The following is a 25,599-nucleotide window of genomic DNA, read 5'->3' on the forward strand; positions in this document are numbered from 1 at the left end:
GTCTTGCGCCATGACCAATATCGCCTCACCCAACACCATCGCTGCCATCGCCAGCCTCATTGGCGATACGACGCGCGCCAACATGCTCTGTGCGTTGATGGGCGGGCAGGCCCTGACCGCAGGCGAGCTTTCGCGTCAGGCAGGCATCACGCCACAAACCGGCAGCGGCCATTTGGCGAAAATGGTCGATGCGCATCTGCTGACGACGGTGAAACAAGGGCGGCACCGCTACTATCGGCTGGCCTCCGCACAGGTGGCACATGGCATCGATGCGCTGATGACGATTGCCGCCGATGGCCCGCACCGTCACCATCCCGTGGGTCCGAAAGAGCGGGATATGCGCATCGCTCGCAGTTGCTACGACCACATCGCCGGGCGGCTGGCCGTCGCAATGGCCGACAGCCTTTCAGCAAACGGAAGCGTTCTTCTGTCGGATGAGGGTGCGCTGGTTACGGAAAAGGGCAAAGCCTTTCTCGAGGGCTTCGGCATTGATCTCGATAGCGGTTCGCCATCCAAACGTCCGCTTTGCAGAACCTGTCTCGACTGGAGCGAGCGACGACACCACATTGCCGGGCGCGTCGGCACGGCCTTGCTGGAGCGCACGCTGGAACTGGGCTGGATCGCTCGCAAGCCGGACAGCCGCGCGTTGCGTATTACACCTGCGGGCGAGAGCGGGTTTCGGGAGGCGTTTTCTTTGCCGCTGGGCTGGAAGGACGGCTTATAGCATTCATGGCGCTGTCAACGTCTCCCTCATTCCCGCGCTTGTCACAGAAATGAGGGAGAACGCGAGGACCTAGCGTGCGGCAGTTTCAGTTCTCTCTGAGGCCTGCCCCTTGTCCACCCGTACGACGACGGACATACCCGGCGAAAGCTCGGCGGCCAGCGGCTGATCTGGGTCGATGGAGATGCGCACGCCGAGACGCTGGGCGATTTTCACGAAGTTGCCCGTTGCATTGTCAGGCTTGATAACCGCGAATTCCGATCCCGCAGCAGGAGCCAAGCGCTCGACCTTGCCGGTCAGCTTCTTGCGGTGAAGGGCATCTACGGAGATCGAGACAGCCTGCCCTGCTTCCATGCCAGCGAGTTGCGTTTCCTTGAAATTGGCGACGACCCAGATGTCATGCGGAACAACCGCCATCAACTGTGTACCTGCTGCAGCATACTGGCCGATACGTACGCCAACTTCGCCGAGCTTGCCGTCCCTCGGCGCGTGAATTTCGGTGTTCTGCAAATCGATCTTCGCAAGCTCTATCGCCGCCTCGGCATTGGCCACAGCCGCCTGCAACGAGCCCCTGTTGATGATGATGGTTTGCAGATCCTGCCGGGCGACCTCAAGTGCGGCCTTGGACTGCGATAGACCGGCGCGAGCCTTGTCCAGACTGGCCTGCGCTTCTTCCTGAACGCTGGAGGTTCCGGCACCGCTGCGCACCAGATTATCCTGCCGGTCCGAAGCCAGTTGCGCCTGCTTCAGCGATGCCTGCGCGCCATCCACCGCTGCCTCACCCGAGGCGATGTTGGCCTTGGCGGCGATTTCCTGCTGACGCGAATTGTCGAAGGCAGCCTTCTGGCTGTCCAGAGACGCCTGCGCCTGTGCCAGTTTCTGGCGGAAGATGCGGTCATCTATTTTCGCCAGCAGATCGCCCTGCTTGACCTCCTGATAATCCTTGACCGGCACATCGACGACGTAGCCGCTGACCTGGGGGCTCATGGTCGTGACGTAACCGCGAACATAGGCATTATCGGTCATTTCCACCGAGCTGGAAAAGGGCGGCAGACGCCATGCGTAAAGGACCAGCGCCACACCGGCGACGCCGCCAAGGAGAACGATGAGAGTAAGAGGCGTGAATGTTTTTTTCAGCATTTTTATATCTCTGGACAATCAGGATTGAGGCGCGGCCACGGTCTCGTCTTCGCCTTTCAGCGCAGACTTGAGACGTAACCATGCAAGATGAAGCAAAAGCATGACAAGAGCAGCAGCGGCGCAGACCGAAATCAGCAGGAACGTGTCGTTATACGCCAGAATATAGGCCTCGCGCGTGACCTGCGCGCCGAGCAGCGACAGCCCCTCCGCCTTCAGAAGTGCTGCATCGGTAATGACGTGGCTGTACCCGGCGGAGAGCTGGCTGACGCGTTGCGCTACCTGCGGGTTCTGCAAGAGAATGCTTTCCACCAGAATATTCGAGTGGAATTTCTCCCGCAATGTCACGAACGAACCGAGAATGCCTGTCGTCAGCATGGAGCCTGTGATCTGCGTGAACAGAAAGATGGTGATGAAGTTGACGAGGTAAGGCGGCCCCTTGGCCAGCGCTGCACCAAAGCCCTTTGCCATCACCGGCGGCAGGAACATGGCAGCGCCAAACGCAATCATCGCCTGGCTCAAATACATCTGCTCCGGGCGCACCAGATTGGTCGAGGTGCTGTCCATATAGGCACCCAGCGCAATCAGCGTCAACGCGATGACATGGGCGGTATCGACATATTTCGTCAGCATCAGCACGGCACACAGCGCACCACCGAGCACAGTCGCCAGAATGATGAGTGCGTAAAGCCCCATCGTCTGTTCATTCAAAATGCCGAGTTGCTGGTAAAGGCCAACGGCGGTCGAGGACTGCTCAGAGGAAACCGCGCGGTAGATCAGCAAAATGGCGATGAGGTGCAGATTGGTCTTGGAGAAAATCCAGCGCAAATCCAGCATCGGATTTTTCCGGGGAAGTTCGATAATGGTCATGATCGTCAGCAGCCCCACCGAGCAGGCCAGCAGCACGCCTAGCCACCAGGTTTCGAACCACCAATAAAAACGTCCCAGCGTCAGAAACACCGCCAGACAGCCGAGGCCACCGGCAAACAGCAGATAGCTCAAGATATCGATGCGCTCTATGACCTTTGCGCGTGGCGGCGGCGTTAGCGGCAACAGATAAATGATGGGCAGAACGGCGAGCGACAGCCCGACCTCCATGGAATAAAGCGCCTGCCAGCCATCGATTTGCAGCAAATCCGGCGACAGAATGCGGGCCAGCGGCGACGACAGAAGCGTGCCGGTCAGCGCGATGCTGAGGCCCAGCGTCAGCTTTCGCTGTACGGGAAAAGCCTCGAGAATATAAAGAAACCCCAGCGAAGACAGCGGTGCCGCCGCCATACCGCTGACGAAGCGCACCACGATGGCGGAATGCAAATCCGTCACAAACAGGTTGAGACAGGACGCCAGCACGAAGCAAATGATGCTGATTTCCGCGAAAGGCCGCAGGCCATATTGCTGGCGGATCTTGAACAGCGCGATGGAAAAGGTCGCGTAAGGCGCCATATAAGCCGCCGACAGCCACGCGACCTCCGCCACCGTTGCTGAAAATTCCCCCTGCAACTGGTAGATGTTGGCCATGACGATATTCATGCCCATGCCTTGGGTCACGAAGAAACAGAGGCCAGCGAAGATATAGAGCAGCTTGCCGGAAAAGGATTTTTCAGGTGGAGGCGCGGGGGTAGCAGGTGTTTCCGCCGCCTTTTCGGCCACGTCCTCCGGCTCATCATGGATATCTGCGACGGCGTTGCTCACGACTGCACCTTTTCGCCAGCGAGGCTTTGCAGATTTGCAGACAGGCGGCGAACCACGTCCAATGCGGCGCTGATATCATCCGTCGAAATATCGGCAGCGATGTCGGCCCGCATGGATTTTGCCTGCATATGCACGTCCTCGAATGTCGTTAAACCATCTGGCGTCATGTGAATGCGCTTTGCACGCCGGTCGATCTCGTCAGAACGCCGTTCGATGAGGTTTTGTTTCTCCATCGCATCCAGCACGCGCACCAGCGTTGGCGTTTCGATTTCCAGCTCCTCGGCAAGCTCCTTTTGCGTCAACGGGCCGCGACGCGAGAGCGCGAAAAGCGCCCGGGCGCGTGCCAGCGTCAGCCCCTGCTCCGCCACTCTCGCGTCGAAGAAGGATCTGAGCTTGCGGTTGAACGCCGCCATCTCATCGAAAAGTTGCTCTTTTTCAGTCGCACGCGACAAAATATCTATACCTTATAATTAGCACGCTATCTATTTCATGCCTATTTATTTTCGAATGCGCTTAATTGCAAGATGCTTTGTCTGGATGGCAGCCATGACGTAAACTCATGGCGAACAAGAACCGATTCGCTGAACCTCCTATGGCGCTCACGAATCAGCCTGTGGATTACTGTTAACAACACAATTTGTGAGGCCACCTGCCACCGTTCCGGCAAGCCTGTCTGTTACTGTTGCCGCATTGTCCTTGACTGACGCTGTCTCCCGCTTCAAACCGGCAGGCTTGCGAGAAACGAAGGCTTGGAACGAGCCTCAAGGGAGATCACAGAAAACCATGAACGACGCTGTGAGAAAAATCACCCCCGCCCCGGCTGCTGAACCGCTCTACCGCGAAGCGCCGAACAACATCGAAGCGGAACAGGCACTGCTGGGCGCCATCCTCGTCAACAACGATGCCTATTACCGCGTTTCCGACTTCCTGAAGCCCGTCCATCTCTACGAGCCGCTTCATCGCAAGATTTTCGAGGTCGCCGGCGATATCATCCGCATGGGCAAGACCGCCAACCCGGTGACGATCAAGACGTTCTTGCCAGCAGACGGCAAGATCGGCGACCTGACGGTGGCGCAATACCTTGCGCGGCTAGCGTCCGACGCCGTTTCCATCATCAACGCTGAAGACTATGGCCGCGCGATCTATGATTTGGCGCTGCGCCGAGCCCTGATCCAGATCGGCGAAGATGTGGTCAACATCGCCTATGACGCGCCGCTCGACATGCCGCCACAGTCGCAGATCGAAGACACCGAGCGCCGCCTGTTCGAACTGGCGGAAACCGGTCGTTACGATGGCGGCTTCCAGTCCTTCAACGACGCCGTATCGCTGGCCATCGACATGGCCGGAGCAGCGTTTGAGCGTGACGGTAATCTCTCGGGCATCTCTACTGGCATTCATTCTCTGGATGGCCGCATGGGTGGCTTGCAGCGCTCCGACTTGATCGTGCTTGCGGGACGTCCCGGCATGGGCAAGACTTCGCTTGCCACCAACATCGCCTACAACATCGCCGCATCCTACGAGCAGGAAGTTCAGCCTGACGGCTCGTTCAAGGCCAAGAACGGTGGCGTCGTCGGTTTCTACTCCCTCGAAATGTCGTCAGAACAGCTGGCAACCCGTATCATTTCCGAGCAGACCGAAGTCTCGTCGTCCAAAATCCGCCGTGGTGAGATCACCGAGGCCGATTTCGAAAAACTGGTCGCTTGCAGCCAGATGATGCAGAAAGTACCGCTCTATATCGACCAGACCGGTGGTATCTCCATCGCCCAGCTGTCCGCCCGCGCTCGCCGTCTGAAACGCCAGCGCGGCCTCGATTGTCTTGTGGTGGACTATATTCAGCTGATGACGGGTTCCGGCAAGTCAGGCGAAAACCGTGTGCAGGAAATCACCCAGATCACAACGGGCTTGAAAGCGCTCGGCAAGGAACTCAACGTTCCCATCATCGCGCTCTCACAGCTCTCGCGTCAGGTGGAAAGCCGCGAAGACAAACGCCCACAGCTCTCCGACCTTCGTGAATCGGGCTCCATCGAGCAGGACGCCGACGTTGTGCTGTTCGTGTTCCGTGAGGAATACTACGTCAAGAACATGGAGCCGCGCGAGATGTCCGACCCCAAATATGCCGAATGGGAAGCCCATTTCGACCGCGTCAAAGGCACCGCCGACGTCATCATCGCCAAACAGCGCCACGGGCCGACCGGTACGGTAAAGCTCCAATTCCAGTCAGAATTTACCCGCTTCGCAGATCTGGCCGACCCATCGTTCACGCAATACGAAGAACAATGATCTCGCAAACCGCCCCGCTTCATCCAGAGTGGGCCGGTTTGTTTTCAAGGGCTTGGCGCAGTGGTCTCAAATTCTGATTCACGTACCGTCCGGCTTGGGAGAGCAATGACCTGATCGTCTGGGCGAACGCTGCTTTGCCGGTGCGTGATAGCAATGATCGTCATATCCGCATCTACCCTGCGCAACTGATCCATGATTTCGCGCTCCGTCTCATCGTCCAGCGCCGAACTTGCCTCGTCCAGCAGCAGTATGGATGGCTCACCATACAGCGCTCTGGCTATCGCAATGCGCTGGCGCTCTCCGCCCGAAAGCTTCAAACCACGCTCGCCAACAATCGTATCGAAACCTTCGGGCATTGCTTCGATGCGGCTGAGAATTGCGGCCCGCTCGGCGGCATACCTCAATCGATCTTTATCCATCGGGCGACCAAGAACGATGTTGGTGCGCAGGCTGTCATTCAGCAGTTGCACCTCCTGCGGCACGATGCCGACCGCCGAAAACCAGTCTTCGCGGGTAATGCACGTGATATCGACCCCATCCACGCTGATTCTGCCCTTTTGAGGCAGCATGGATTTTTGCAAAAGCTTGAACAAAGTCGATTTACCGGAACCGGTTTCACCGGTGATGAAAGTCAACTGTCCCGGCCTCGCCGTAAACGACACACCATCGACACCGCGCCCGTTTTCATAGAGGTAGCCCACGCCTGAGAACTCTATGACCTTTTGCGAGAGAACCAATCTTTGTGCATGTGCCGACCAGCCCTCTTCTGGCGCGTGCCACATTTTCGAATAGGGCACAAAACGAGCGAGGGATCGCAGCAATTCGTTGATGGGCTGACCAATCAGCTCAAAGGGAACGTTGAGTTGCAGCAGCAGCGTGTTGAACAGAACGATATCGCCGACTGATAGCTCTCCGGCCTGATGACGCGGCCATAGAAAATAGTAGCTGATGATGATCTGTACGCAGAGCGTCGTGACGATCATTCCGATGAAGGCCATGCGCCGCAGAGAGTAGAGACGCCAGTTGCTGTAGATGGAGCCTGCCTTTTCCGCAAAGCGCTGCTGCATCCACTCCGTGCTGGCCGTGTGGCGCAACGGCTCGATCATACCGATGGCATTTCCGACGAACCCGGCATTCTGCTGCGTTGCCTCGATTGCGCGCTCCATATAGCGCTTGGTAACGCGGTTCGACGCCAGCGTCAGTCCGATATAGATCGCACCGTAGCAGAGCACGATGACGATGATCTCGAAACTGATGGTCGCGCCCAGCATGATGGTGCTGAACAGAACCGTCGCAATGCCGGGCAGAAGATAGATCAATGAAACCTGCAGCAATATGGATGCCGATGAAGCTCCTTGAGACTGCGCTGCCTGGATTTCCGCAGGATTATGATCGGTGAAAAATGACGGCATCTTGCGGGAAAGTCGCTCAAAAAACCGTGTGGAGGCAACATATCCCAGCCGCTCCGAGTGGATGACGGCGAGATATTGCGTACAACTTTGAAGGCCGGACGATGCAGCCGTCAAAACCGCGTAAAGCGAGAAGGCCTTGAGCCATCGCGCGGGATCGGTGGGCAGATCATCGACGATGCGGGAAAAGACATAGGGGCCAGCAATCGTCAAAAGCGACCCCGCCAGAATCATCAACGCCAAAAGCACGATGGAAGCCCATGCCGTCTTGAGGTCATCCGCGTAAATGCGTAGCAGAGGACCCAATGTTGTTTTGTGAATACCGAACACGCAGCGCTCCCCGATTTCGTAGATAAAATGGAGGTGCTGCCGGGAATACAAGTTGCGTTGCAGCTCTACAACCCACAAGCGCTAAAACGTGATCAAACTCTGATGCGAAACATTGTGCATAGGCAAAGTTTCCGCCACTCCGTCATGACCGTCCTGAACAAAAGTGATAGACCATGCCCATCTTCGTTAGCGGTGCAGGACCATGACAGACGAGTTTGACGAAAGCCTTTACGAGACTGAAACCGATGCGTTCGACACCGCGCCGCTTCGTGTAACCGTTGATCTCGGCGCACTTGCCGATAACTGGCGCGGTATGGCCAAACGCTCCGGCAAGGCGCGCGCGGCTGCCGTGGTTAAAGCGGATGCCTATGGTATGGGCATCGAAGATTGCGGCTCTACGCTGTACCATGCGGGCGCAAGGGATTTCTTCGTGGCGACCGTTGCCGAAGGCGCAACCCTTCGCCCGCACGCGCCGGAGGCCCGTATCTTCATTCTCTCCGGCATCTGGCCCGGCCAGGAGCAACAGGTTTTCACCAACGACCTCGTTCCGGTGGTCGCTTCCGAAGAACAGCTGTCTTTCTGGATGCGGCTTATGGCAGAGCGCGGCGATCACCCTTTCGCGCTGCATGTCGACACTGGCTTCAACCGGCTCGGTCTGCCGCTGGACGATGCATTGTTTCTGGCCGATGATGTGACCCGCCCGGCCAGTTTCGATCCGGTGCTGGTGCTCTCTCACCTTGCCTGCGCCGACACGCCGTCCTCGCCGATGAACAAGACACAGCTTGAATCATTCCGGCAGGTTAGCGCCGCTTTCGAAGGCATCGAATCAAGCCTGTCGGCTTCCGCTGGCATTTTCCTCGGCCCCGATTATCACTTCGATCTCACCCGCCCCGGCATCGCGCTTTATGGTGGGGAAGCGGTCAACGGCATGGCAAACCCCATGCGCCCTGTCGCGAAAGCAGAAGCCCGCATCATTCAAATCCGCGAGGCGGGTGAAGGCCAGACTGTCAGTTATGGCGGCACCCACGTGCTGAAACGCGCCAGCCGTCTGGCAATTGCCTCCGTCGGTTATGCTGATGGCTATCACCGCTCGCTCTCCGGCTCCGGCATTCCGCTGCGCGACATGGGCAATGGCGGCGCATACGGCTTTATCAATGGTTACGAGGTGCCGGTTGCTGGTCGTGTGACGATGGACCTGACGATTTTCGACGTCACCGATGTTCCCGCTGGGGCCATCCGCGCTGGCGACTACATCGAACTCTTCGGCCTCAACGTGCCCGTGGACGAGGTTGCGCGTGCGGCAGGAACCATCGGTTACGAAATGTTGACCGGCCTTGGATTGCGCTATGAGCGACAATATCTGATCGAAGACGATTGAAGCTTTTCTTGGCCCTTGGAAAGCGCCGAAGACCTGTGCTATACGAGAACAAAAGGAGATCGAAATGACCGAAATCCATCTCAGCGAGCAGGATCGCAAGTTTATTGACGAGCAGGTCAAAGCGGGTGTGTACAGAAACGCTGACGCAGTTGTGCATGCTAGCTTGCGGTTGCTGAACAGCGATGAAGGTAAGAAAGCAGAACTTCAACGCCTGATTCAGGAAGGGCTGGATGACGTCGAGGCCGGGCGCGTTCATCACTATGATTCAGAAGAGGATTTCCTGAACGACATTCGCGCGTTATCGGCGCAGCAGAAAACGGGGGCTGGTCATTAAAACGCGCAGCACTGTTTGGACCACTGCTGCCAGACTTGACGTCGCCAAGGATCACGCCTTCATTTACGAAGAAAACATAGCGGCGGCCGATCGCCTCGCGCGAGATATTCGCAGAAAAGCTCATTCCATAGCCGAACTGGGGCTTACAGGTGTTTCCAAGGAAGCCTTCGGCCCCGGCGTCCGCAGCATCGCGTACCGAGAGCGACTCATTTTCTTTCGCGTTGAAGACACGGAACTGATCATTCTTCGCGTTCTACATGGCCATCAAAACATATCCAATATCGATTTCAAACAAGAAGAAAACTGACATTTATGGCCAAAGCCAAGACACAATTCATCTGCCAGAACTGCGGTACGGTGCACACCCGATGGGCGGGAAAATGCGAGGGCTGTGGTGAGTGGAACACCATTGTCGAAGAAGACCCGATGGGCGGTATCGGCTCTGGTCCGGGGAAGACGCCGAAGAAGGGAAGACCCGTCACCCTTACCTCTCTGTCCGGCGAGATTGAGGAGGCACCGCGTATTCCGACCGGCATGAGTGAACTTGACCGGGCAACCGGCGGCGGCTTCGTGCGCGGGTCTGCGGTGCTGATCGGTGGCGATCCCGGCATCGGCAAATCGACGCTGCTGATGCAGGCGGCGGCGGCACTGTCGCGGCGCGGACATCGCATCGTTTACGTATCGGGCGAAGAAGCGGTGGCGCAGGTGCGGCTTCGTGCGCAACGGCTAGGTGCTGCTGATACCGATGTTCTCTTGGCAGCGGAAACCAATGTCGAGGATATTCTAGCCACCATTTCCGAGGGCAAGCGCCCCGATCTGATCATCATCGACTCGATCCAGACGCTTTGGAGCGACACGGCTGATTCTGCGCCCGGAACCGTCACGCAGGTGCGCACCGGCGTGCAGGCCATGATCCGCTTTGCCAAACAGACGGGCGCGACCATGGTTCTCGTCGGCCACGTCACCAAGGACGGGCAAATCGCCGGTCCACGCGTCGTGGAACACATGGTGGATGCCGTGCTGTATTTCGAAGGCGATCGCGGCCACCATTACCGCATCCTTCGCACCGTCAAGAACCGTTTCGGCCCCACCGATGAAATCGGCGTGTTCGAAATGTCGGACAAGGGTCTGCGCGAAGTCTCAAATCCGTCCGAACTGTTTCTAGGCGAGCGCAACGAGAAATCGCCCGGTGCCGCCGTTTTTGCGGGCATGGAGGGCACACGCCCCGTGCTGGTGGAGGTGCAGGCTCTGGTCGCGCCCACGTCGCTAGGGACGCCACGCCGCGCCGTGGTCGGCTGGGATTCGTCGCGGCTGGCGATGATCCTCGCCGTGCTCGAGGCCCATTGCGGCGTGAAGCTCGGCAGCCACGATGTTTATCTCAACGTTGCAGGCGGATATCGCATTTCCGAACCCGCAGCGGACATGGCGATTGCCTCTGCACTGGTTTCATCGCTTGCCGGTCTTGCCCTGCCTGCCGATTGCGTCTATTTCGGCGAGGTCAGCCTTTCTGGCGCTGTCAGGCCTGTGTCTCACACGGGCCAGCGGCTGAAAGAGGCTGAGAAACTTGGCTTTTCCACCGCATTTCTGCCTTCGGCTTCTGCTGAGTTGCCGAAAGCCTCAAAAGGGCGCTGGACTGAAATCGAGAGCCTGCCGGACCTCGTCTCGCGCATTGCGGGGTCGGGCAACCGGTTCAGACAGGTTCAGGAAGACGAATAATGATCCTTTCGTTGGCTAAACGGCTAGTGTAAGAGGATCGCAAATTGGCACAGTGGCACGTTCAAAGGTGTCGCGACCTCCGGAGTTGGTAAATGCCCATCACGATTTTCGACGGCATCGTTATCGCCGTTGTCCTGTTCTCCGCCGTTCTCGCCATGGTGCGAGGTTTTTCGCGCGAGATCCTGTCTATCGCAAGCTGGGGTGGTTCGGTCGCAGCCGCTTATTATCTCTACCCGGTCCTGTTGCCCTATGCGCGCAACTACACGGATGATGACAAGATTGCGATTGCCGGTTCTGCCGGCGTCATCTTCCTGATCGCACTGATCATCATTTCGTTCATCACGTCGCGCATTGCCGATTTCATCATCGACAGCCGCATCGGCGCGCTGGATCGCACTTTGGGCTTTCTGTTCGGCGCGGCCCGCGGCATTCTTCTGCTCGTCGTGGCCGTTGCCTTCTGGAACTGGCTGGTGGATGTCCGAACACAGCCTGAATGGGTGACGCAGGCGAAGTCCAAGCCGTTCCTCGATGGCCTCGTGGCCAAGCTGGAAGCAGCGCTGCCGGATAATATCGAGCCGCAAATCAGGGCGCGCATCCTCGGCAAACCACCTGAGGGCGCCACGGAACAGACCCCTGCCGATGATGCGCCGGCAACAAATTCGCCCGCACCGGCAAACTGACGTCAATGCGCGTCTTGCAATACATGCAAGGCGCGCTATTTGTGCTAGATATTCAATATAGGCAGCAGACAAACCCCACTGGCGCACCACCCGCCGGAGCGGTTTTTGTTTTTGGCAGTTAAGCAAAGGCAAGCCAGATGAATGAGCCGCTTTCGCAGTCCACCTTCAACGACATCATCGATGGCGATACCCTGCATGAGGAATGCGGCGTGTTCGGCATTCTGGGGCACCCGGATGCGGCGGCCCTGACCGCCCTCGGTCTGCATGCTCTGCAGCATCGCGGCCAGGAAGCGGCGGGCATGGTGTCCTTCGATGGCAAGCGTTTCTACCAGGAACGCCATATGGGCCTCGTCGGCGATCATTATACAAACCCTGTCACGCTTGCCCGCCTGCCCGGCTCCATCTGCATCGGCCACACCCGTTATTCCACGACCGGTGAAGTGGCGTTGCGCAATGTGCAGCCACTGTTTGCCGAGCTGGAAGAAGGCGGCATTGCCGTTGCCCATAACGGTAACTTTACCAACGGCCTGACGCTGCGCCGCCAGATCATCGCGACCGGCGCCATCTGTCAGTCCACGTCCGATACCGAAGTCGTTCTCCACCTCATCGCCCGCTCGCGCCATTCCTCCACGGCAGACCGCTTCATCGACGCCATCCGCCAAATGGAAGGCGGTTACTCGATGCTGGCCATGACACGTACCAAGCTTATTGCCGCCCGCGATCCCACTGGCATCCGCCCGCTGGTCATGGGCGATCTCGATGGCAAGCCGATTTTCTGCTCCGAAACCTGTGCGCTGGATATCATCGGCGCAAAGTTCGTGCGCGATGTTGAGAACGGCGAAGTCATCATCTGCGAGATCCAGCCAGATGGTTCCGTGACCATTGATGCGCGCAAGCCGGTCAAGCCGCAGCCAGAGCGCCTCTGCCTGTTCGAATATGTCTATTTCGCTCGTCCCGATTCCGTCGTGGGTGGCCGCAATGTATACACGACCCGCAAGAACATGGGCGCCATCCTTGCCAAGGAAGCGCCGCTCGAAGCCGATGTCGTGGTGCCGGTGCCGGATGGCGGAACGCCAGCAGCGCTCGGTTTTGCGCAGGAAAGCGGTATTCCGTTCGAATACGGCATCATCCGCAACCATTATGTTGGTCGTACCTTCATCGAGCCGACACAGTCCATCCGCGCGCTCGGCGTCAAGCTGAAGCACTCGGCCAACCGGGCGATGATCGAAGGCAAGCGCGTCGTTCTGGTGGATGACTCCATCGTGCGCGGCACGACCTCGGTCAAGATCGTGCAAATGATCCGTGAGGCTGGTGCGAAGGAAGTTCATATCCGCGTCGCCAGCCCGATGATCTTCCACCCGGATTTCTATGGCATCGATACGCCTGACGCAGACAAGCTGCTGGCCAATCAGTATGCCGATGTCGCTGATATGGCGAAATTCATCGGCGTCGATTCGCTGGCGTTCCTGTCCATCAACGGTCTCTATCAGGCCGTCGGCGGTGTAGATCGCAACGACGCGCGCCCGCAGTTCACCGATCACTATTTCACCGGTGAATATCCCACTCGCCTGCTCGACAAGAACGGCGAATCCATGGGCAACAAGATTTCCATGCTTGCCAGCAACGGCTGATCCACCCTCGCCCGCGCGTCCTGCGCGGGCTTTCGGCCGAATGCGGCACGAACACATCATTCTCGGGGGAGACAATGACGACAGACCTTAAAGGCCGCACCGCGCTCGTCACAGGCGCATCCCGTGGCATTGGCTATTTCACGGCATTGGAACTGGCAAAAGCAGGCGGGCATGTCATCGCCTGCGCTCGCACGGTGGGCGGTCTCGAAGACCTGGACGATGCGATCAAGGCTGCGGGCGGCACGGCCACACTGGTGCCGTTCGATCTCGCGGATATGAACGCTATCGATGCGCTGGGCGCTTCCATAAACGAGCGTTGGGGCAAGCTGGATATTCTCGTTGCCAATGCCGGTGTTCTCGGCGTCATCTCCCCTGTCGGCCACATCGAGGCGAAGGTGTTCGAGAAGGTCATGACCATCAACGTCACCGCGACTTGGCGGTTGATCCGTTCGGTGGAGCCACTGCTGCTGAAATCCGATGCTGGCCGTGCGCTTATCCTCTCCTCCGGCGCGCCACACTCCTGTCGCCCGTTCTGGGGTGCCTATTCCACCTCCAAGGCTGCCGTCGAAGCGCTGGCCCGCACGTGGGCGGCAGAAACGGAAGCCACGACACTGCGCGTCAACAGCATCAATCCCGGCGCCACCCGTACTGCCATGCGCGCACAGGCGATGCCGGGCGAAGACCCTGATACCCTGCCCCATCCATCTGAGATCGCTGCCGCGATCCTACCGTTGGCTGCACCGGACGCTATGGAAACGGGCAAGATTTACGTCGTCAGAGACAAAAAATTCGTCAGTTACCGAATGCCTGAATGACGATGACGATCGGTGCAGCATCACGCACCAATCGCTCTTGACCAAATTGGCCTGCCGTTTCATAACGCAAGCCATGAAGACAACGATCTGCTGCTGTTGCTGAGTTAAATTTTGCTGGTCTCACACCCGGCCAGATCGTTTTCGTCTCCCGAAAGGTCAAAAGCAGACAAACGTTCCGGCTGGGGAAACTGATTGCCCTTGAGGAAGAGCCATGTCCTTGCGCCTGAAACTCCACAACACACTGACCCGCGAAAAGGCTGAGTTTCAGCCGATCGACGCAAATAATTTGCGCATGTATGTCTGCGGCCCCACGGTGTATGATTTCGCCCATATCGGCAATGCGCGGCCTGTCATCGTGTTCGATGTGCTCTATCGGCTGCTACGCCATATCTATGGCGATGCACATGTCACCTATGCCCGCAACATCACCGACGTCGATGACAAGATCAACGCACGCGCCCTGCGCGACTACCCCAACCTGCCGCTGAATGACGCCATCCACGCGGTGACGGAAAAGACGGCGCAGCAGTTTCATGACGACGTCGCCATGCTCGGCTGCCTTGAGCCGACCGTCGAACCGCGAGCCACCGATAACATTCCCCAGATGATCGAGATCATCGAAAAGCTGATCGCGCGCGGACACGCCTATGTCGCCAGCGGCGAAGTGCTGTTCGACACCAAATCCATGAGCGATTACGGCCAGCTGTCCAAGCGCCCGCTGGATGAGCAGCAGGCCGGTGCGCGTGTCGCGGTCGAGGTGCACAAGAAAAGCCCCGGCGATTTTGTGCTGTGGAAGCTTTCCAGCCACAACGAACCCGGTTGGGACAGCCCATGGGGTCGCGGTCGTCCGGGCTGGCATATCGAATGCTCTGCCATGAGCGAGCGCTACCTCGGCGAAACCTTCGACATTCATGGCGGCGGGCTGGACCTGATTTTCCCCCACCACGAAAACGAAATCGCCCAATCCCGTTGCGCCCACGGCACCCATGTCATGGCCAATGTCTGGATGCACAACGGTTTCGTGCAGGTCGAAGGCCGCAAGATGTCTAAATCCGACGGCAACTTCATCACGATCCATGAGCTGCTGCACACGGAAAAATTCGGTGGACGGAAGTGGCCGGGCGAGGTTTTGCGCCTTGCAATGCTGATGACGCATTATCGCGAGCCTATCGATTTTTCGGTGAAGCGATTGGAGGAAGCCTCAAATATTATCAAACGTTGGTCTGATCTCGCGTTGGGAACGAACACATCTGGCTACAGTGGGATTTTGCCTGAAGGCAACCCGTTACTTGATGATCTAAATACACCGCTTTTTGTCAACCAAATGCAGGGCTTATACAAAGATGCAAAGGCAGGAAATGACGATGCAAAATTGTCATTCAGACTTGGACTCCATCTTCTAGGATTTGAAAACATTGAATTTTTATCCCAAGCTGTAGCAAATTTAGTGGACGATGACATCGCGGCAGCGGTCGATGCCCTCGTCGCTATGCGTCTCGAAATGTTGAAGGCGAAGAACTTTGCGGAGGCGGATCGTATTCGCGATGAGCTTTCGGTGAAGGGCATCCAATTGAAGGATGGCAAGGATAAGGACAGCGGCGAGCGGGTGACGACTTGGGAGATCAAGCGGTAGGGTTTGGGATGTTTCCCACGAGGGGTCGGAGGGTGTGGCTTACCCCCCTCTGTCCTGCCGGACATCTCCCCCATAGGTGGGGAGATCGACTCGCCGTTAGCTTTCGACCATCTCCTACGCCGAGGTAAAAGCGATGTCCGAGCGCCCAGCCAATCTCCCTCCTTGTGGGGGAGATGTCCGGCAGGACAGAGGGGGGTGAGCCGCAAACTCCGACCTATCGGTAGGGCACAGACGCTCCAAACAAGAATACAATCGACTTGCGATTTCGGGCACGTTCGACCAATCTCTGGTCGAAACCAGACGAAGAGCTAATCATGCCCCACGCAGACGTGAAACCGCAGCATCGCGCTTACGCGCGGCAAATGCGAAAGGCGATGACCGACGCGGAGCTGAAACTCTGGAATGCTACTCGCGCCCATCGTTTGGAAGGGATAAGTTTCCGGCGGCAAATGCCAGTTGCCGGGTATATCGTTGATTTCGCCTGCTCAGATCATCGCCTCATTATCGAGATAGACGGCTCTCAACATACACAGAACGCGGCCATTATGTATGACGATGAAAGAACCGCTCGGCTTCAAAAAGACGGCTGGACAGTCATCCCTTTCTGGAACCACGACATCCTGCGCGATATCGATAACGTCTGCCTCCACATCATCAGAACAATTGGGGAGCATCAGCCATGACAACTCACACCGGCGGGTGCCAATGCGGTGCCATCCGTTTTCGAGTCGACGGTGACCTGACGGACAGTTCCATCTGCCATTGCCGCATGTGTCAGAAAGCGTTCGGAGCCTATTACGCGCCGCTGGTTTCCGTGCGTGGCACCAAGTTCGCATGGACGCGGGGAGAGCCGAAGCGGTTTCGGTCTTCCAGTGTGGTGAGCCGTGGTTTTTGTGGCGATTGTGGCACGCCGCTGACCTATGAGGCGCCTGACGGTATGGCGGTTGCCGCCGGGGCGTTCGATGATCCCTCAGCTTTTCCGCCGTCGATCCAGTGGGGCGTCGAAAAGAAATTCGCGTTTGTGGATCGCCTTCACGCCCTGCCTGCCGTGCCAACGGAAGATGACCTGACATCCGTGGACTATCTGGCCGACCTCGTGTCTTATCAGCATCCTGATCACGATACCGAAGCATGGCCGAAGGAGTAGGACAGATGAGTGATGCGGGTTATTCCGGCGGTTGCCAGTGCGGCGCGGTGCGGTTTCATGCGGGCAAGCTAGGGCGACCCTCCATCTGCCATTGCCGCATGTGTCAGAAACATTTCGGCAATTTCTTCGGCGCGCTGGTGACGGCGGATCAGGCGCATCTGACGTGGACGCGGGGGCAGCCTAGCCTCTTCCGCTCGTCTGCCAAAATCCATCGCGGCTTTTGCAACAAATGCGGCACGCCGCTGACCTATCATCATCCCGGCGGCGTGGAGATCGCCATCGGTGCCTTCGATCACCCGCAGGAGATCGAGCCGCAGGTTCAGGTGAACACGCATATGCAGATGCCGTGGATCAAGGCGCTGTTCGACAAGCCAACTGCAGAGCAAAGTCTGGATGAGAGCTCCATGGTCTCCTACCAACACCCTGATCACGACACCCACGTCTGGCCACCGGAAGATAATGTGAACCCATGACAGCAACGGCATACTCCGGCGGTTGCCAGTGTGGTGCCGTGCGCTACAGGATCGAAGGCGACATCCGCTATCCGCATGTCTGCCACTGCCGCATGTGCCAGAAGGCGTCGGGCAACTACTTCCTGCCGCTCGGTGCAAGCAGCCGTGATCGCTTCACTTTGACCCGAGGAGAGCCGAACTGGTTCCAATCCTCAGATCACGTTCGACGCGGCTTTTGTGGAGCATGCGGTACGCCGTTATTCTATGATATTCCCGGCATGGATTTCATCAATGTCACTCTTGGTTCGCTGGATGATCCGCAGAGCGTCTCGCCTGAGGCACAATCGAATCTTTCCAACAAGATGGGCTGGTTTGCTCATCTCGATATCCTGCCTGTAGAGCCGGAAGGTGGTGCAGCGCAGACCGTCAAAAACCGCCAGCATCCAGACGAAGATACCTTGCACTGGCCACCACAGGAAAAGACGACATGAGCGAAGAATTGCGCAGCTTCTACCCGGAAATCGAACCCTTCGAAACCGGCATGCTGGATGTCGGCGATGGCCATGTGATCTATTGGGAGCGGGTCGGCACCAAGGGCGGCAAGCCTGCCGTTTTTCTGCATGGCGGCCCCGGCGGCGGGGTTACCCCTACGCAACGCCGGGTGTTCGATCCCGCGCTTTACGATGTCATCCTGTTCGACCAGCGCGGCTGCGGGCGCTCCACGCCGCATGCGTCTCTGGATGCCAACACTACGTGGCATCTGGTGGCGGACATGGAGAGGCTGCGGGAAAAATTCGGCTTCGAGACATGGCAGGTTTTCGGTGGTTCCTGGGGCTCGACGCTGGCGCTTGCCTACGCCGAGACCCATCCTGAGCGGGTGAGCGAGCTCGTGCTGCGCGGCATTTACACGCTGACCAAGCCGGAGCTGGACTGGTACTACCAGTTCGGCGTGTCCGAAATGTACCCGGACCGCTGGGAAACTTTTATCGCACCCATCCCAGAGGCCGAGCGCCAAGAGACGATGGTGGCCTATAACCGCTACCTCACCGGCACGGACGAGAAAAAGAAACTGGAATGCGCCAAGGCCTGGAGCCAATGGGAAGGCGCAACGATCTCGCTGGTGACGGACCAGACACGCGTGGAAGAATTCGGTGAGGACCAATACGCAATCGCTTTTGCCCGCATCGAAACGCATTACTTCGTCAATGCCGGGTGGTTCGAGGACGGCCAGTTGCTGCGCGATGCCTATAAGCTGAAAGACATTCCCGGCGTCATCGTCCACGGGCGCTACGATATGCCGTGTCCGCTGAAATATGCATGGCAGCTTTCCAAAGCATGGCCGAAGGCCGATCTGCACATTGTCGAAGCCGCAGGCCACGCGCTCAGCGAACCCGGCATTCTCGATCAGCTCATCCGCGCGACGGATCGCTTTGCGGGCAAGTAAAGCCAATCATTACAGAGGCCTGGCTGTGCCGCCTGATATTCCGATTCAGGCGGCCTGTTCGTTTTGTGAACAGGTAAAGCTTTTCTCACCGCATGCTTCACGCAAATGAATTGGTATATAACGCCGAACAGGAATAGGCCGGTGCTATCCGATGAGATTGGTAGCTCCAATGGCCGTGAACCAGACAACAGAGACCTCGCAACCCGGCGATGGCGTGCGTGGCTTTGCCTACGCTTTTACCTCCTACATCCTGTGGGGTTTCCTGCCGTTTTATATGAAGGCCGTCGCGCATGTGTCGCCGTTCGAGGTGATCGCGCACCGTGTCATCTGGTCCGTACCCATCGCTGCCGCCGTGCTCATCCTTCTCGGACGCACCGCTGAAATCAGAAAAGCACTGACAACGCCGCGCATGCTGGCCATGGCGTGCCTGACGGCAACCATTATCAGCATCAACTGGGGCGTCTATATCTGGGCCATCGGCAGCGGTCGCGCGCTGGATGCCGCCCTCGGTTACTTCATCAATCCGCTGTTCAGCATTTTTCTAGGCGCCGTGCTGTTGAAGGAAAAACTCAGCCGTTTCCAGATATCGGCAATCGCCCTCTCCGCGCTGGCCGTCGCCCTGCTGACGTGGCACGCGGGCAGCCTGCCATGGGTCTCCGTCGCTTTGACGGTGTCATGGGGCTTTTACGCCTTCTTTCGCAAAACTTTGCCCATCGGCCCGACGCAGGGTTTTCTGCTGGAAGTGCTCCTGCTCACGCCGCCAGCGCTCGCCTTCATCGTCTATCTCATGAGCACGGGTCAGGCGCATTTCATGGCGGGAACGCCCACAGATACCTGGCTGCTGATCGCCAGCGGTATCGTAACCGCCACACCGCTTATTCTCTACGGCAATGGCGCAAAGCTGCTGAAGCTGTCAACCATTGGCATTATGCAATATATCGCGCCATCGATGATCTTCATCATCGCTGTCTTCATCTTCAAAGAACCGTTCGACACGGTGCGCCTGATCGCCTTTATCATGATCTGGGCGGCGCTGTTGATCTACACCGTGCCCGGACTAATCAGCAGCCGAAAAGCGAAACAGCTTTAGAGCTGGGAGATGACGGATGGATCGCCCTCGGGGTTCTGCTGGGCTGCGGCGCGTTCGATGATGGCGGGAACGATGTTCTCGATCTGATCGATCACCAGCGGGTTCAGCAGATGCGCGCGGTGGATGAAGCCCTGATCGCGCATATGGCGGATCAATTCCAGCATCGGGTCCCAGAAGCCGTTGATGTTGGCGAAGACCATCGGCTTGGCATGGCGGCCAAGCTGCGCCCATGTCATGATCTCGACGATCTCTTCCAGCGTGCCGATACCACCGGGCAAAGTCACGAAGGCATCCGAGCGCTCGAACATCATGTGTTTGCGCTCATGCATGTCCTTGGTAATGATCAATTCGTTCAATTGTCCGAGAGAATGGCGTGTGGCCTCCATATCCACCAGAAATTCCGGTATGATACCCGTAACTTCGCCGCCATTGGCCAGAACGCCGCTTGCCACGGCACCCATGATGCCCTTGGTACCACCACCGTATACGAGGCGCAGGCCGTTTTCAGCGATGGATTTGCCGAGTGCGCGGCCCGCTTCCATATAGGCCGGATCACGTCCGGGCTGGGAGCCGCAGTAAACGCAGATGGATCGAATCGATGTATTTTCTTCACTCATGGGCTGAAGGAACATCGGGGCAGCCGATCCGTCAAGAAAATTTGGGGGATGACAGGCTGGAAACGCTGCTTTTGCGGGCCTCCCGCTTGTATGAGCGTAACTTAGACGCTAGCTATCGCAACTTGAAGACAGGAAAGTTACCCGGAGATTGATGATGAACAATAAAAGGGCCGGACTGCTGGCGCTTATCGTGCTTGGCGTCGCGACGCTTCTCATGGTCTTCTTCGTTCTTCCACGCATGTCCACAGACGACAAGCCGATTGGTGATGCCATCAATCAAGCTGGCAACGACGTCAAGAACAGCCTGGAAATGGGTAGCGACAAAGCGGGTGACCTCCTGTCCGACGCCGCAAAAGAGACCACCAATATCGCCGAGAAGGTCGGACGTCTGGCTGAATCGGCAACCCAGTCCATCAAGGACATGACGGGCCGCTTCGCCGACAACAACGTTCCATCAAACGAAGACTTCGCAGCCACGCGCAAGAAGGTCGAGGATTCGCTGAAGGAACTGGACAATGTCGATATTCCAGAAGCGCTGGATGAGAACACCTCGCGCCTGATCACCACGGCACGCACGGCGGCGGAAAGAACGATCGCCTTCCTGCGCGGTCTGCCTGCGGATGCGCGGGAAGCAGCCGCACAGGTTCGCCGCCTGCCCGGCGTGTTTGCCGGCACGGATGATGGCGCACCGGTACCAGTCGCGCCTGCAACACCGACACCTGCTGCCCCTGCTACCGCACCCGCCGATGCAGCTCAATTGCCGACCTTCGATGTACTCCGCGTCGAGCCGGATGGCTCTGCGGTTATCGCTGGCAAGGCAACACCGGGCTCGAAGCTCGATATCATCAACAACGGTCAGGTCATTGCACAAACGACGGTTGAAGGCAGCGGCGATTTTGCTGCCGTTCTCGACAACCCTCTGCCGCCGGGCGACCACGAGATCGTGTTGCGCGCCACCGGTAAGGATGGCAAGGCAGCACAGTCTCAGGAAACCGCAACGGTTTCCGTGCCAGCGCAGAAGAACGGCGAACTTCTTGCTATGGTCACCACACCGGGCAAGGCAAGCCGCGTCATGACCATGCCGGACGCCGCGCCGCCTGCCCTGCAAGCACCTGCGACAGCGAATAATGAAACCGCCACGGCCCAGTCGCAGCCAGGCAACGCTACACTTGCGCAGAACGGTTCAGCACCGACAGCCCCTGCCGCGACTGCGGTTCAAGCGCCAGCAGCAAGCTCAACGGAAACGCCGTCCATCCGCGTGGTAGCTGTCGAGTTCGAGGGCACGAAGATTTTCGTTGCCGGTTCTGCGCCTGCAAACACGACAGTCCGTGTGCTGGTCGATGACAAGCAGATCGGCAGTGCCAAGGCAGAAGCTTCGGGCAGTTTCGTCATCGAAGGTGATGTCGATCTTTCCGTCGGCAACCACATCGTGACAGCGGAAGCACTCGATGCGGCTGGCAACGTTACCGTTCGCGTCCGGGTACCCTTCGCGCGTCCGGCAACGGATCAGGCGACCGTGGCCATGCAGCAGGCACCCGCACAGCCCGCGACACCCAACACCACAGCCGCTCCTCAACAGGATCCGGGCGTGGTCAGCGACCGCACGGCATTCGAAGCCCTGCGCGACGATGTCACCAAGGCATTCGCCATCCTTTCCGGTCTTTACAAGGACGGCAAGACGCCTGCTCTGGAAGAGGTCGCCGCTGCGAAATCCGCCACATCGATTGCGTTGCGCTCCCTTTCGGAGTTCCGCACGGCGGCGACTGCCGATCCGGCCTTTACCGCCTTCGTCGCTGACATCACTGCCAAGGCACGCGCTCTGTTTGCCGTCATCGATGGTTTGCCGAACGATGTCGCAGCTATCGGCAGGCAGATTGCCGGGCTGACGGATCGTTTCGCAGAACTGAATGCGGCAGCCCCCGTCACGGCGGAACCGACTTCCGCGCAGGCTCAGACACCCGCACCTGCACAGAGCGGCCCGAAAACCTTCGAACAGGCCCCCCTCGCCCATAGCGACAGCGCCGTCATCATTCGTCGGGGCGATACGCTGTGGCAGATTTCGCGCCGTGTTTACGGTCAGGGCGTGCGTTACACCACGATCTATCTTGCCAATCAGGACCAGATCAAAAACCCGGATCTGATCGAACCCGGCCAGATTTTTGGTGTTCCCGAAAACGCCCTGCCGAATGCGGAAGAACTGCACCGCAAGCGGATGACGGGCAAGTAAGCAGCGTCTTGCGGCATTGCAAAAGTGATGTGCAAATATTAATTAACGTCAAGACGGCGGCTCGCTCAGGGCCGCCGTCTTGCTGTCTGCACCCCGGCAGACGCCGGAGCAGAGCATGACCGACCCGAATAAGAAGACGATCGCAGCGGATGCCAGCAATCCGCTCCAGACCATCGTGAACCTTTGGCCCTATATGTGGCCGCAAGGCAGGCCGGACCTGAAAATGCGCGTGGTCTGGGCGACGTTCTTTCTGTTGGTCGCCAAGCTGGTGCTGATTTCGGTTCCCTATTTCTTCAAATGGGCGACGGATGCGCTGAACGGCAAGCTCGATCTCGCCGGGCTCGTCCCGACATTTCTGCTGGGTGCCGTGGTGCTGGTTGTTGCCTATAATCTGACGCGGCTGATCCAGATCGGCTTCAACCAGTTGCGGGATGCACTGTTCGCCAGCGTCGGCCAGCACGCCGTCAGGCAACTGGCTTACAAAACCTTCGTGCATATGCACCGTCTGTCGCTGCGCTTCCATCTGGAGCGCAAGACCGGCGGCTTATCTCGCGTCATAGAGCGCGGCACGAAGGGTATCGAAACCATCGTGCGCTTCACGATTTTGAATACCGCCCCGACCTTTATCGAGTTCCTGCTGACTGCTGTCATCTTCTGGCTGACCTATGGCTTCTGGTACGTCTTCGTCACGGTCATCACGGTGTGGGCCTATATCTGGTTTACGGTCAAAGCCAGCAACTGGCGCATCGGCATCCGCCGCTCCATGAACGACAGCGACACCGATGCCAACACCAAGGCCATCGATTCACTGCTGAATTTCGAAACCGTCAAATATTTCGGCAACGAACAGATGGAGGCCAGCCGTTTCGATGCCTCCATGGCGCGCTATGAAAAATCGGCGACCGCGATCTGGACATCGCTTGGCTGGCTGAACTTCGGTCAGGGCGTCATTTTCGGCCTCGGCTCCGCAATCATGATGGTCATGTCGGCGCTGGCCGTTCAGCGCGGCGAACAGACCATCGGCGATTTCGTTTTCATCAACGCGCTGCTTTTGCAGCTTTCCGTGCCGCTCAATTTCATCGGTTTCGTCTACCGCGAAATCCGCCAGGGGCTGACGGATATCGAGGAGATGTTCGATCTGCTGGAAGTCCAGGCAGAAGTGGTGGATGCGCCGGATGCCAAGGAATTGCAGATCGGCACCGGTGCCCTCTGTTTTCGCGATGTGCATTTCGCCTATGATGCGGAACGTCCCATTCTCAAGGGCATCTCGTTCGATGTGCCCGCCGGAAAGACCGTGGCCATCGTCGGCCCATCGGGTGCGGGCAAGTCCACCCTGTCGCGATTGCTCTACCGCTTCTACGATATCCAAGGCGGCGCGATCACCATCGATGGTCAGGACATTCGCGATGTCACCCAGAAAAGCCTGCGCTCGGGCATCGGCATGGTTCCGCAGGACACGGTGCTGTTTAACGATACGCTCGCCTACAATATTCGCTACGGTCGCCCTGACGCGACCGAGGCCGAGGTGATGGCCGCGGCCAATGCCGCCCAGATCAGCGGTTTCATCAGCAAGTTGCCGCATGGCTACGACACCATGGTCGGAGAAAGAGGCCTGAAGCTCTCCGGCGGCGAAAAACAACGTGTCGCCATCGCCCGCACCATCTTGAAGGCACCGCCGATCCTCATTCTCGATGAGGCAACGTCGGCATTGGACACGCACACGGAGCAGGAAATCCAGAGCGCACTGGATGTTGTGTCGAAAAACCGCACCACGCTCGTCATCGCCCACCGCCTTTCCACCGTCATCGGCGCAGATGAGATCATCGTGCTGAAGGATGGCATGATCGCCGAGCGCGGCACCCACACATCGCTCATCGCCTCCGGCGGGCTCTACGCCTCCATGTGGAGCCGCCAGCGCGAGGCCATTCAAGCGGAAGAGCGCCTGCGTGAAGTGCGTGAGAAGGACGATCTGGGTGTCGTGGATCGCGGCGAGCCTGCGCATTGACGGGTATAACCCCCGGCGCGCAGGCAGAACACATTGCCCGTGACACGGTTTGCCTGTAGTCACCTATGCGTGTTTTATCGCGTTAGAACATGTATATCGTCGTGAAATCATTATATATGCAGCGGTAATCAATTCGGAGAAGAAAGATCAATGAGCCTGTTCGACACCATTCGTAACACCATCGTGCCGATCCATAAGGAAGGTTATGTCTTTGTGGCCGCCTTCTTCGTCGCATCGCTGGTGCTTGGCTGGATAGCCGAACCGCTGTTCTGGGTCGGCCTCGTCCTTACCGCCTGGTGCGCCTATTTCTTCCGCGATCCCGAGCGCGTCACGCCGCAGGATGACGACCTTGTCATCAGCCCTGCCGATGGCAAGGTTTCCGCCGTGATGACCGTGGTCCCGCCGCTGGAACTGGAACTCGGCAAGGAGCCGATGGTCCGCATCTCCGTTTTCATGAACGTCTTCAACTGCCACGTAAACCGCGCGCCCGTGCGTGGCCGGATCATCAATGTCGCCTACCGCCCCGGCCTCTTCCTCAATGCCGAAGTCGACAAAGCGTCGGAAGACAATGAGCGTAACGGCCTCGTCATCGAGACGGCACACGGCAAGGTCGGCGTCGTCCAGATCGCAGGCATGGTCGCCCGCCGCATCGTCTGCTGGGTCAAGCCGAACGAGCCTGTCGATGCTGGCGAGCGCTTCGGCCTCATCCGCTTCGGTTCGCGTCTGGACATCTTCCTGCCGGAAGGCTTCCAGCCACGCGTTTCCGTTGGCCAGACAGCCATTGCCGGTGAAACCGTTCTGGCGGAATTCGGTTCTGCCAAGGGTCCGGTCATCAGCCGTCGCGGCTGATCAGACGATAGG

General features: G+C 58.3%; 24 protein-coding genes. 19 read left to right on the forward strand and 5 right to left on the reverse strand.

Annotated elements, in window-relative coordinates:
• Positions 1-10 precede the first annotated feature (10 nt).
• Positions 11-724: an ArsR/SmtB family transcription factor gene (locus QRN55_RS10690; protein WP_284776689.1), complete on the forward strand. Its 714-nt coding sequence runs from the start codon at positions 11-13 to the stop codon at positions 722-724.
• Positions 725-793: 69 nt separating this feature from the next.
• On the opposite strand, the gene QRN55_RS10695 is transcribed toward QRN55_RS10690, so the two are convergent.
• From QRN55_RS10695 to QRN55_RS10705, 3 genes are read right to left on the reverse strand one after another with little or no spacing between them, the layout of a single operon-like run.
• Positions 794-1,861: an HlyD family secretion protein gene (locus QRN55_RS10695; RefSeq protein WP_284776690.1), complete on the reverse strand. Its 1,068-nt coding sequence runs from the start codon at positions 1,859-1,861 to the stop codon at positions 794-796.
• 18 nt (positions 1,862-1,879) lie between these two features.
• Positions 1,880-3,550 (reverse strand): MFS transporter, encoded by a 1,671-nt coding sequence (locus QRN55_RS10700; protein ID WP_502871311.1) that lies wholly within the window; start codon positions 3,548-3,550, stop codon positions 1,880-1,882.
• Entirely contained in the window at positions 3,547-4,002 is a 456-nt protein-coding gene (locus QRN55_RS10705) for a MarR family winged helix-turn-helix transcriptional regulator (protein WP_284776691.1), read from the reverse strand. The genes QRN55_RS10700 and QRN55_RS10705 overlap by 4 nt, the downstream gene beginning before the upstream one ends.
• Positions 4,003-4,333: 331 nt before the next feature.
• On the opposite strand from QRN55_RS10705, the gene QRN55_RS10710 reads away from it, so the two are divergent.
• Positions 4,334-5,830 (forward strand): replicative DNA helicase, encoded by a 1,497-nt coding sequence (locus tag QRN55_RS10710; RefSeq protein ID WP_045231824.1) that lies wholly within the window; start codon positions 4,334-4,336, stop codon positions 5,828-5,830.
• Positions 5,831-5,874: 44 nt separating this feature from the next.
• Here QRN55_RS10710 and QRN55_RS10715 read toward each other — a convergent pair whose 3' ends face one another.
• Positions 5,875-7,569 carry an ABC transporter ATP-binding protein gene (locus tag QRN55_RS10715; protein WP_284776692.1) on the reverse strand — a complete coding sequence of 565 codons (1,695 nt, stop codon included), beginning with the start codon at positions 7,567-7,569 and terminating at the stop codon, positions 5,875-5,877.
• Positions 7,570-7,771: 202 nt separating this feature from the next.
• Between QRN55_RS10715 and alr the strand changes: the two genes are divergently transcribed.
• The 14 genes from alr to rarD all read left to right on the forward strand — a co-directional run bounded on the left by alr (position 7,772) and on the right by rarD (position 19,889).
• Complete coding sequence (gene alr, locus QRN55_RS10720; RefSeq protein ID WP_284776693.1) at positions 7,772-8,947, forward strand: alanine racemase; 1,176 nt, start codon at positions 7,772-7,774, stop codon at positions 8,945-8,947.
• A 64-nt stretch (positions 8,948-9,011) separates the two neighbouring features.
• Positions 9,012-9,281, forward strand: coding sequence for a type II toxin-antitoxin system ParD family antitoxin (locus tag QRN55_RS10725; protein WP_284776694.1), 270 nt, complete (start codon positions 9,012-9,014; stop codon positions 9,279-9,281).
• Positions 9,277-9,588: a type II toxin-antitoxin system RelE/ParE family toxin gene (locus QRN55_RS24420; RefSeq protein WP_350225187.1), complete on the forward strand. Its 312-nt coding sequence runs from the start codon at positions 9,277-9,279 to the stop codon at positions 9,586-9,588. Before QRN55_RS10725 ends, QRN55_RS24420 begins: the two co-directional genes overlap by 5 nt.
• Before the next feature lie 5 nt (positions 9,589-9,593).
• Positions 9,594-10,997 (forward strand): DNA repair protein RadA, encoded by a 1,404-nt coding sequence (gene radA / locus QRN55_RS10730; protein ID WP_045231819.1) that lies wholly within the window; start codon positions 9,594-9,596, stop codon positions 10,995-10,997.
• 92 nt (positions 10,998-11,089) lie between these two features.
• Positions 11,090-11,677: a CvpA family protein gene (locus QRN55_RS10735; protein WP_045231818.1), complete on the forward strand. Its 588-nt coding sequence runs from the start codon at positions 11,090-11,092 to the stop codon at positions 11,675-11,677.
• Positions 11,678-11,814: 137 nt separating this feature from the next.
• The gene (gene purF / locus QRN55_RS10740; RefSeq protein ID WP_284776695.1) at positions 11,815-13,308 is read left to right on the forward strand and encodes an amidophosphoribosyltransferase; all 1,494 of its coding nucleotides are present in this window, start codon (positions 11,815-11,817) and stop codon (positions 13,306-13,308) included.
• Between the two features lie 74 nt (positions 13,309-13,382).
• Positions 13,383-14,123 carry an SDR family NAD(P)-dependent oxidoreductase gene (locus tag QRN55_RS10745; RefSeq protein ID WP_284776696.1) on the forward strand — a complete coding sequence of 247 codons (741 nt, stop codon included), beginning with the start codon at positions 13,383-13,385 and terminating at the stop codon, positions 14,121-14,123.
• Between the two features lie 211 nt (positions 14,124-14,334).
• Positions 14,335-15,756 (forward strand): cysteine--tRNA ligase, encoded by a 1,422-nt coding sequence (gene cysS / locus QRN55_RS10750; RefSeq protein WP_284776697.1) that lies wholly within the window; start codon positions 14,335-14,337, stop codon positions 15,754-15,756.
• A gap of 314 nt (positions 15,757-16,070) precedes the next feature.
• On the forward strand, positions 16,071-16,439 hold the full coding sequence (locus QRN55_RS10755; protein WP_284776698.1) for an endonuclease domain-containing protein: 369 nt from the start codon (positions 16,071-16,073) through the stop codon (positions 16,437-16,439).
• Positions 16,436-16,903 (forward strand): GFA family protein, encoded by a 468-nt coding sequence (locus QRN55_RS10760; RefSeq protein WP_284776699.1) that lies wholly within the window; start codon positions 16,436-16,438, stop codon positions 16,901-16,903. The genes QRN55_RS10755 and QRN55_RS10760 overlap by 4 nt, the downstream gene beginning before the upstream one ends.
• Positions 16,904-16,908: 5 nt before the next feature.
• Positions 16,909-17,376: a GFA family protein gene (locus tag QRN55_RS10765; RefSeq protein ID WP_284776700.1), complete on the forward strand. Its 468-nt coding sequence runs from the start codon at positions 16,909-16,911 to the stop codon at positions 17,374-17,376.
• Entirely contained in the window at positions 17,373-17,846 is a 474-nt protein-coding gene (locus QRN55_RS10770) for a GFA family protein (RefSeq protein ID WP_284776701.1), read from the forward strand. Before QRN55_RS10765 ends, QRN55_RS10770 begins: the two co-directional genes overlap by 4 nt.
• Positions 17,843-18,799, forward strand: a complete 957-nt coding sequence (gene pip, locus QRN55_RS10775) for a prolyl aminopeptidase (protein WP_284776702.1) — start codon at positions 17,843-17,845, stop codon at positions 18,797-18,799. Before QRN55_RS10770 ends, pip begins: the two co-directional genes overlap by 4 nt.
• Before the next feature lie 169 nt (positions 18,800-18,968).
• On the forward strand, positions 18,969-19,889 hold the full coding sequence (gene rarD, locus QRN55_RS10780) for an EamA family transporter RarD (protein WP_284777156.1): 921 nt from the start codon (positions 18,969-18,971) through the stop codon (positions 19,887-19,889).
• On the opposite strand, the gene QRN55_RS10785 is transcribed toward rarD, so the two are convergent.
• The gene (locus QRN55_RS10785) at positions 19,886-20,506 is read right to left on the reverse strand and encodes an LOG family protein (protein ID WP_284776703.1); all 621 of its coding nucleotides are present in this window, start codon (positions 20,504-20,506) and stop codon (positions 19,886-19,888) included. The two genes, rarD and QRN55_RS10785, sit on opposite strands and share 4 nt — an antisense overlap.
• A gap of 154 nt (positions 20,507-20,660) precedes the next feature.
• Here QRN55_RS10785 and QRN55_RS10790 point away from each other — a divergent pair, with 154 nt between their 5' ends.
• The 3 genes from QRN55_RS10790 (at position 20,661) to QRN55_RS10800 (ending at position 25,587) form a co-directional block, all read left to right on the forward strand.
• Positions 20,661-22,733, forward strand: a complete 2,073-nt coding sequence (locus QRN55_RS10790) for a LysM peptidoglycan-binding domain-containing protein (RefSeq protein ID WP_284776704.1) — start codon at positions 20,661-20,663, stop codon at positions 22,731-22,733.
• A gap of 115 nt (positions 22,734-22,848) precedes the next feature.
• Complete coding sequence (locus tag QRN55_RS10795) at positions 22,849-24,738, forward strand: ABCB family ABC transporter ATP-binding protein/permease (RefSeq protein WP_284776705.1); 1,890 nt, start codon at positions 22,849-22,851, stop codon at positions 24,736-24,738.
• A 150-nt stretch (positions 24,739-24,888) separates the two neighbouring features.
• Complete coding sequence (locus QRN55_RS10800) at positions 24,889-25,587, forward strand: phosphatidylserine decarboxylase (RefSeq protein WP_111841639.1); 699 nt, start codon at positions 24,889-24,891, stop codon at positions 25,585-25,587.
• Positions 25,588-25,599 lie beyond the last annotated feature (12 nt).

The sequence above is a fragment of the Agrobacterium sp. lyk4-40-TYG-31 genome, assembly GCF_030209855.1.
Taxonomy (GTDB): domain Bacteria; phylum Pseudomonadota; class Alphaproteobacteria; order Rhizobiales; family Rhizobiaceae; genus Agrobacterium; species Agrobacterium vaccinii.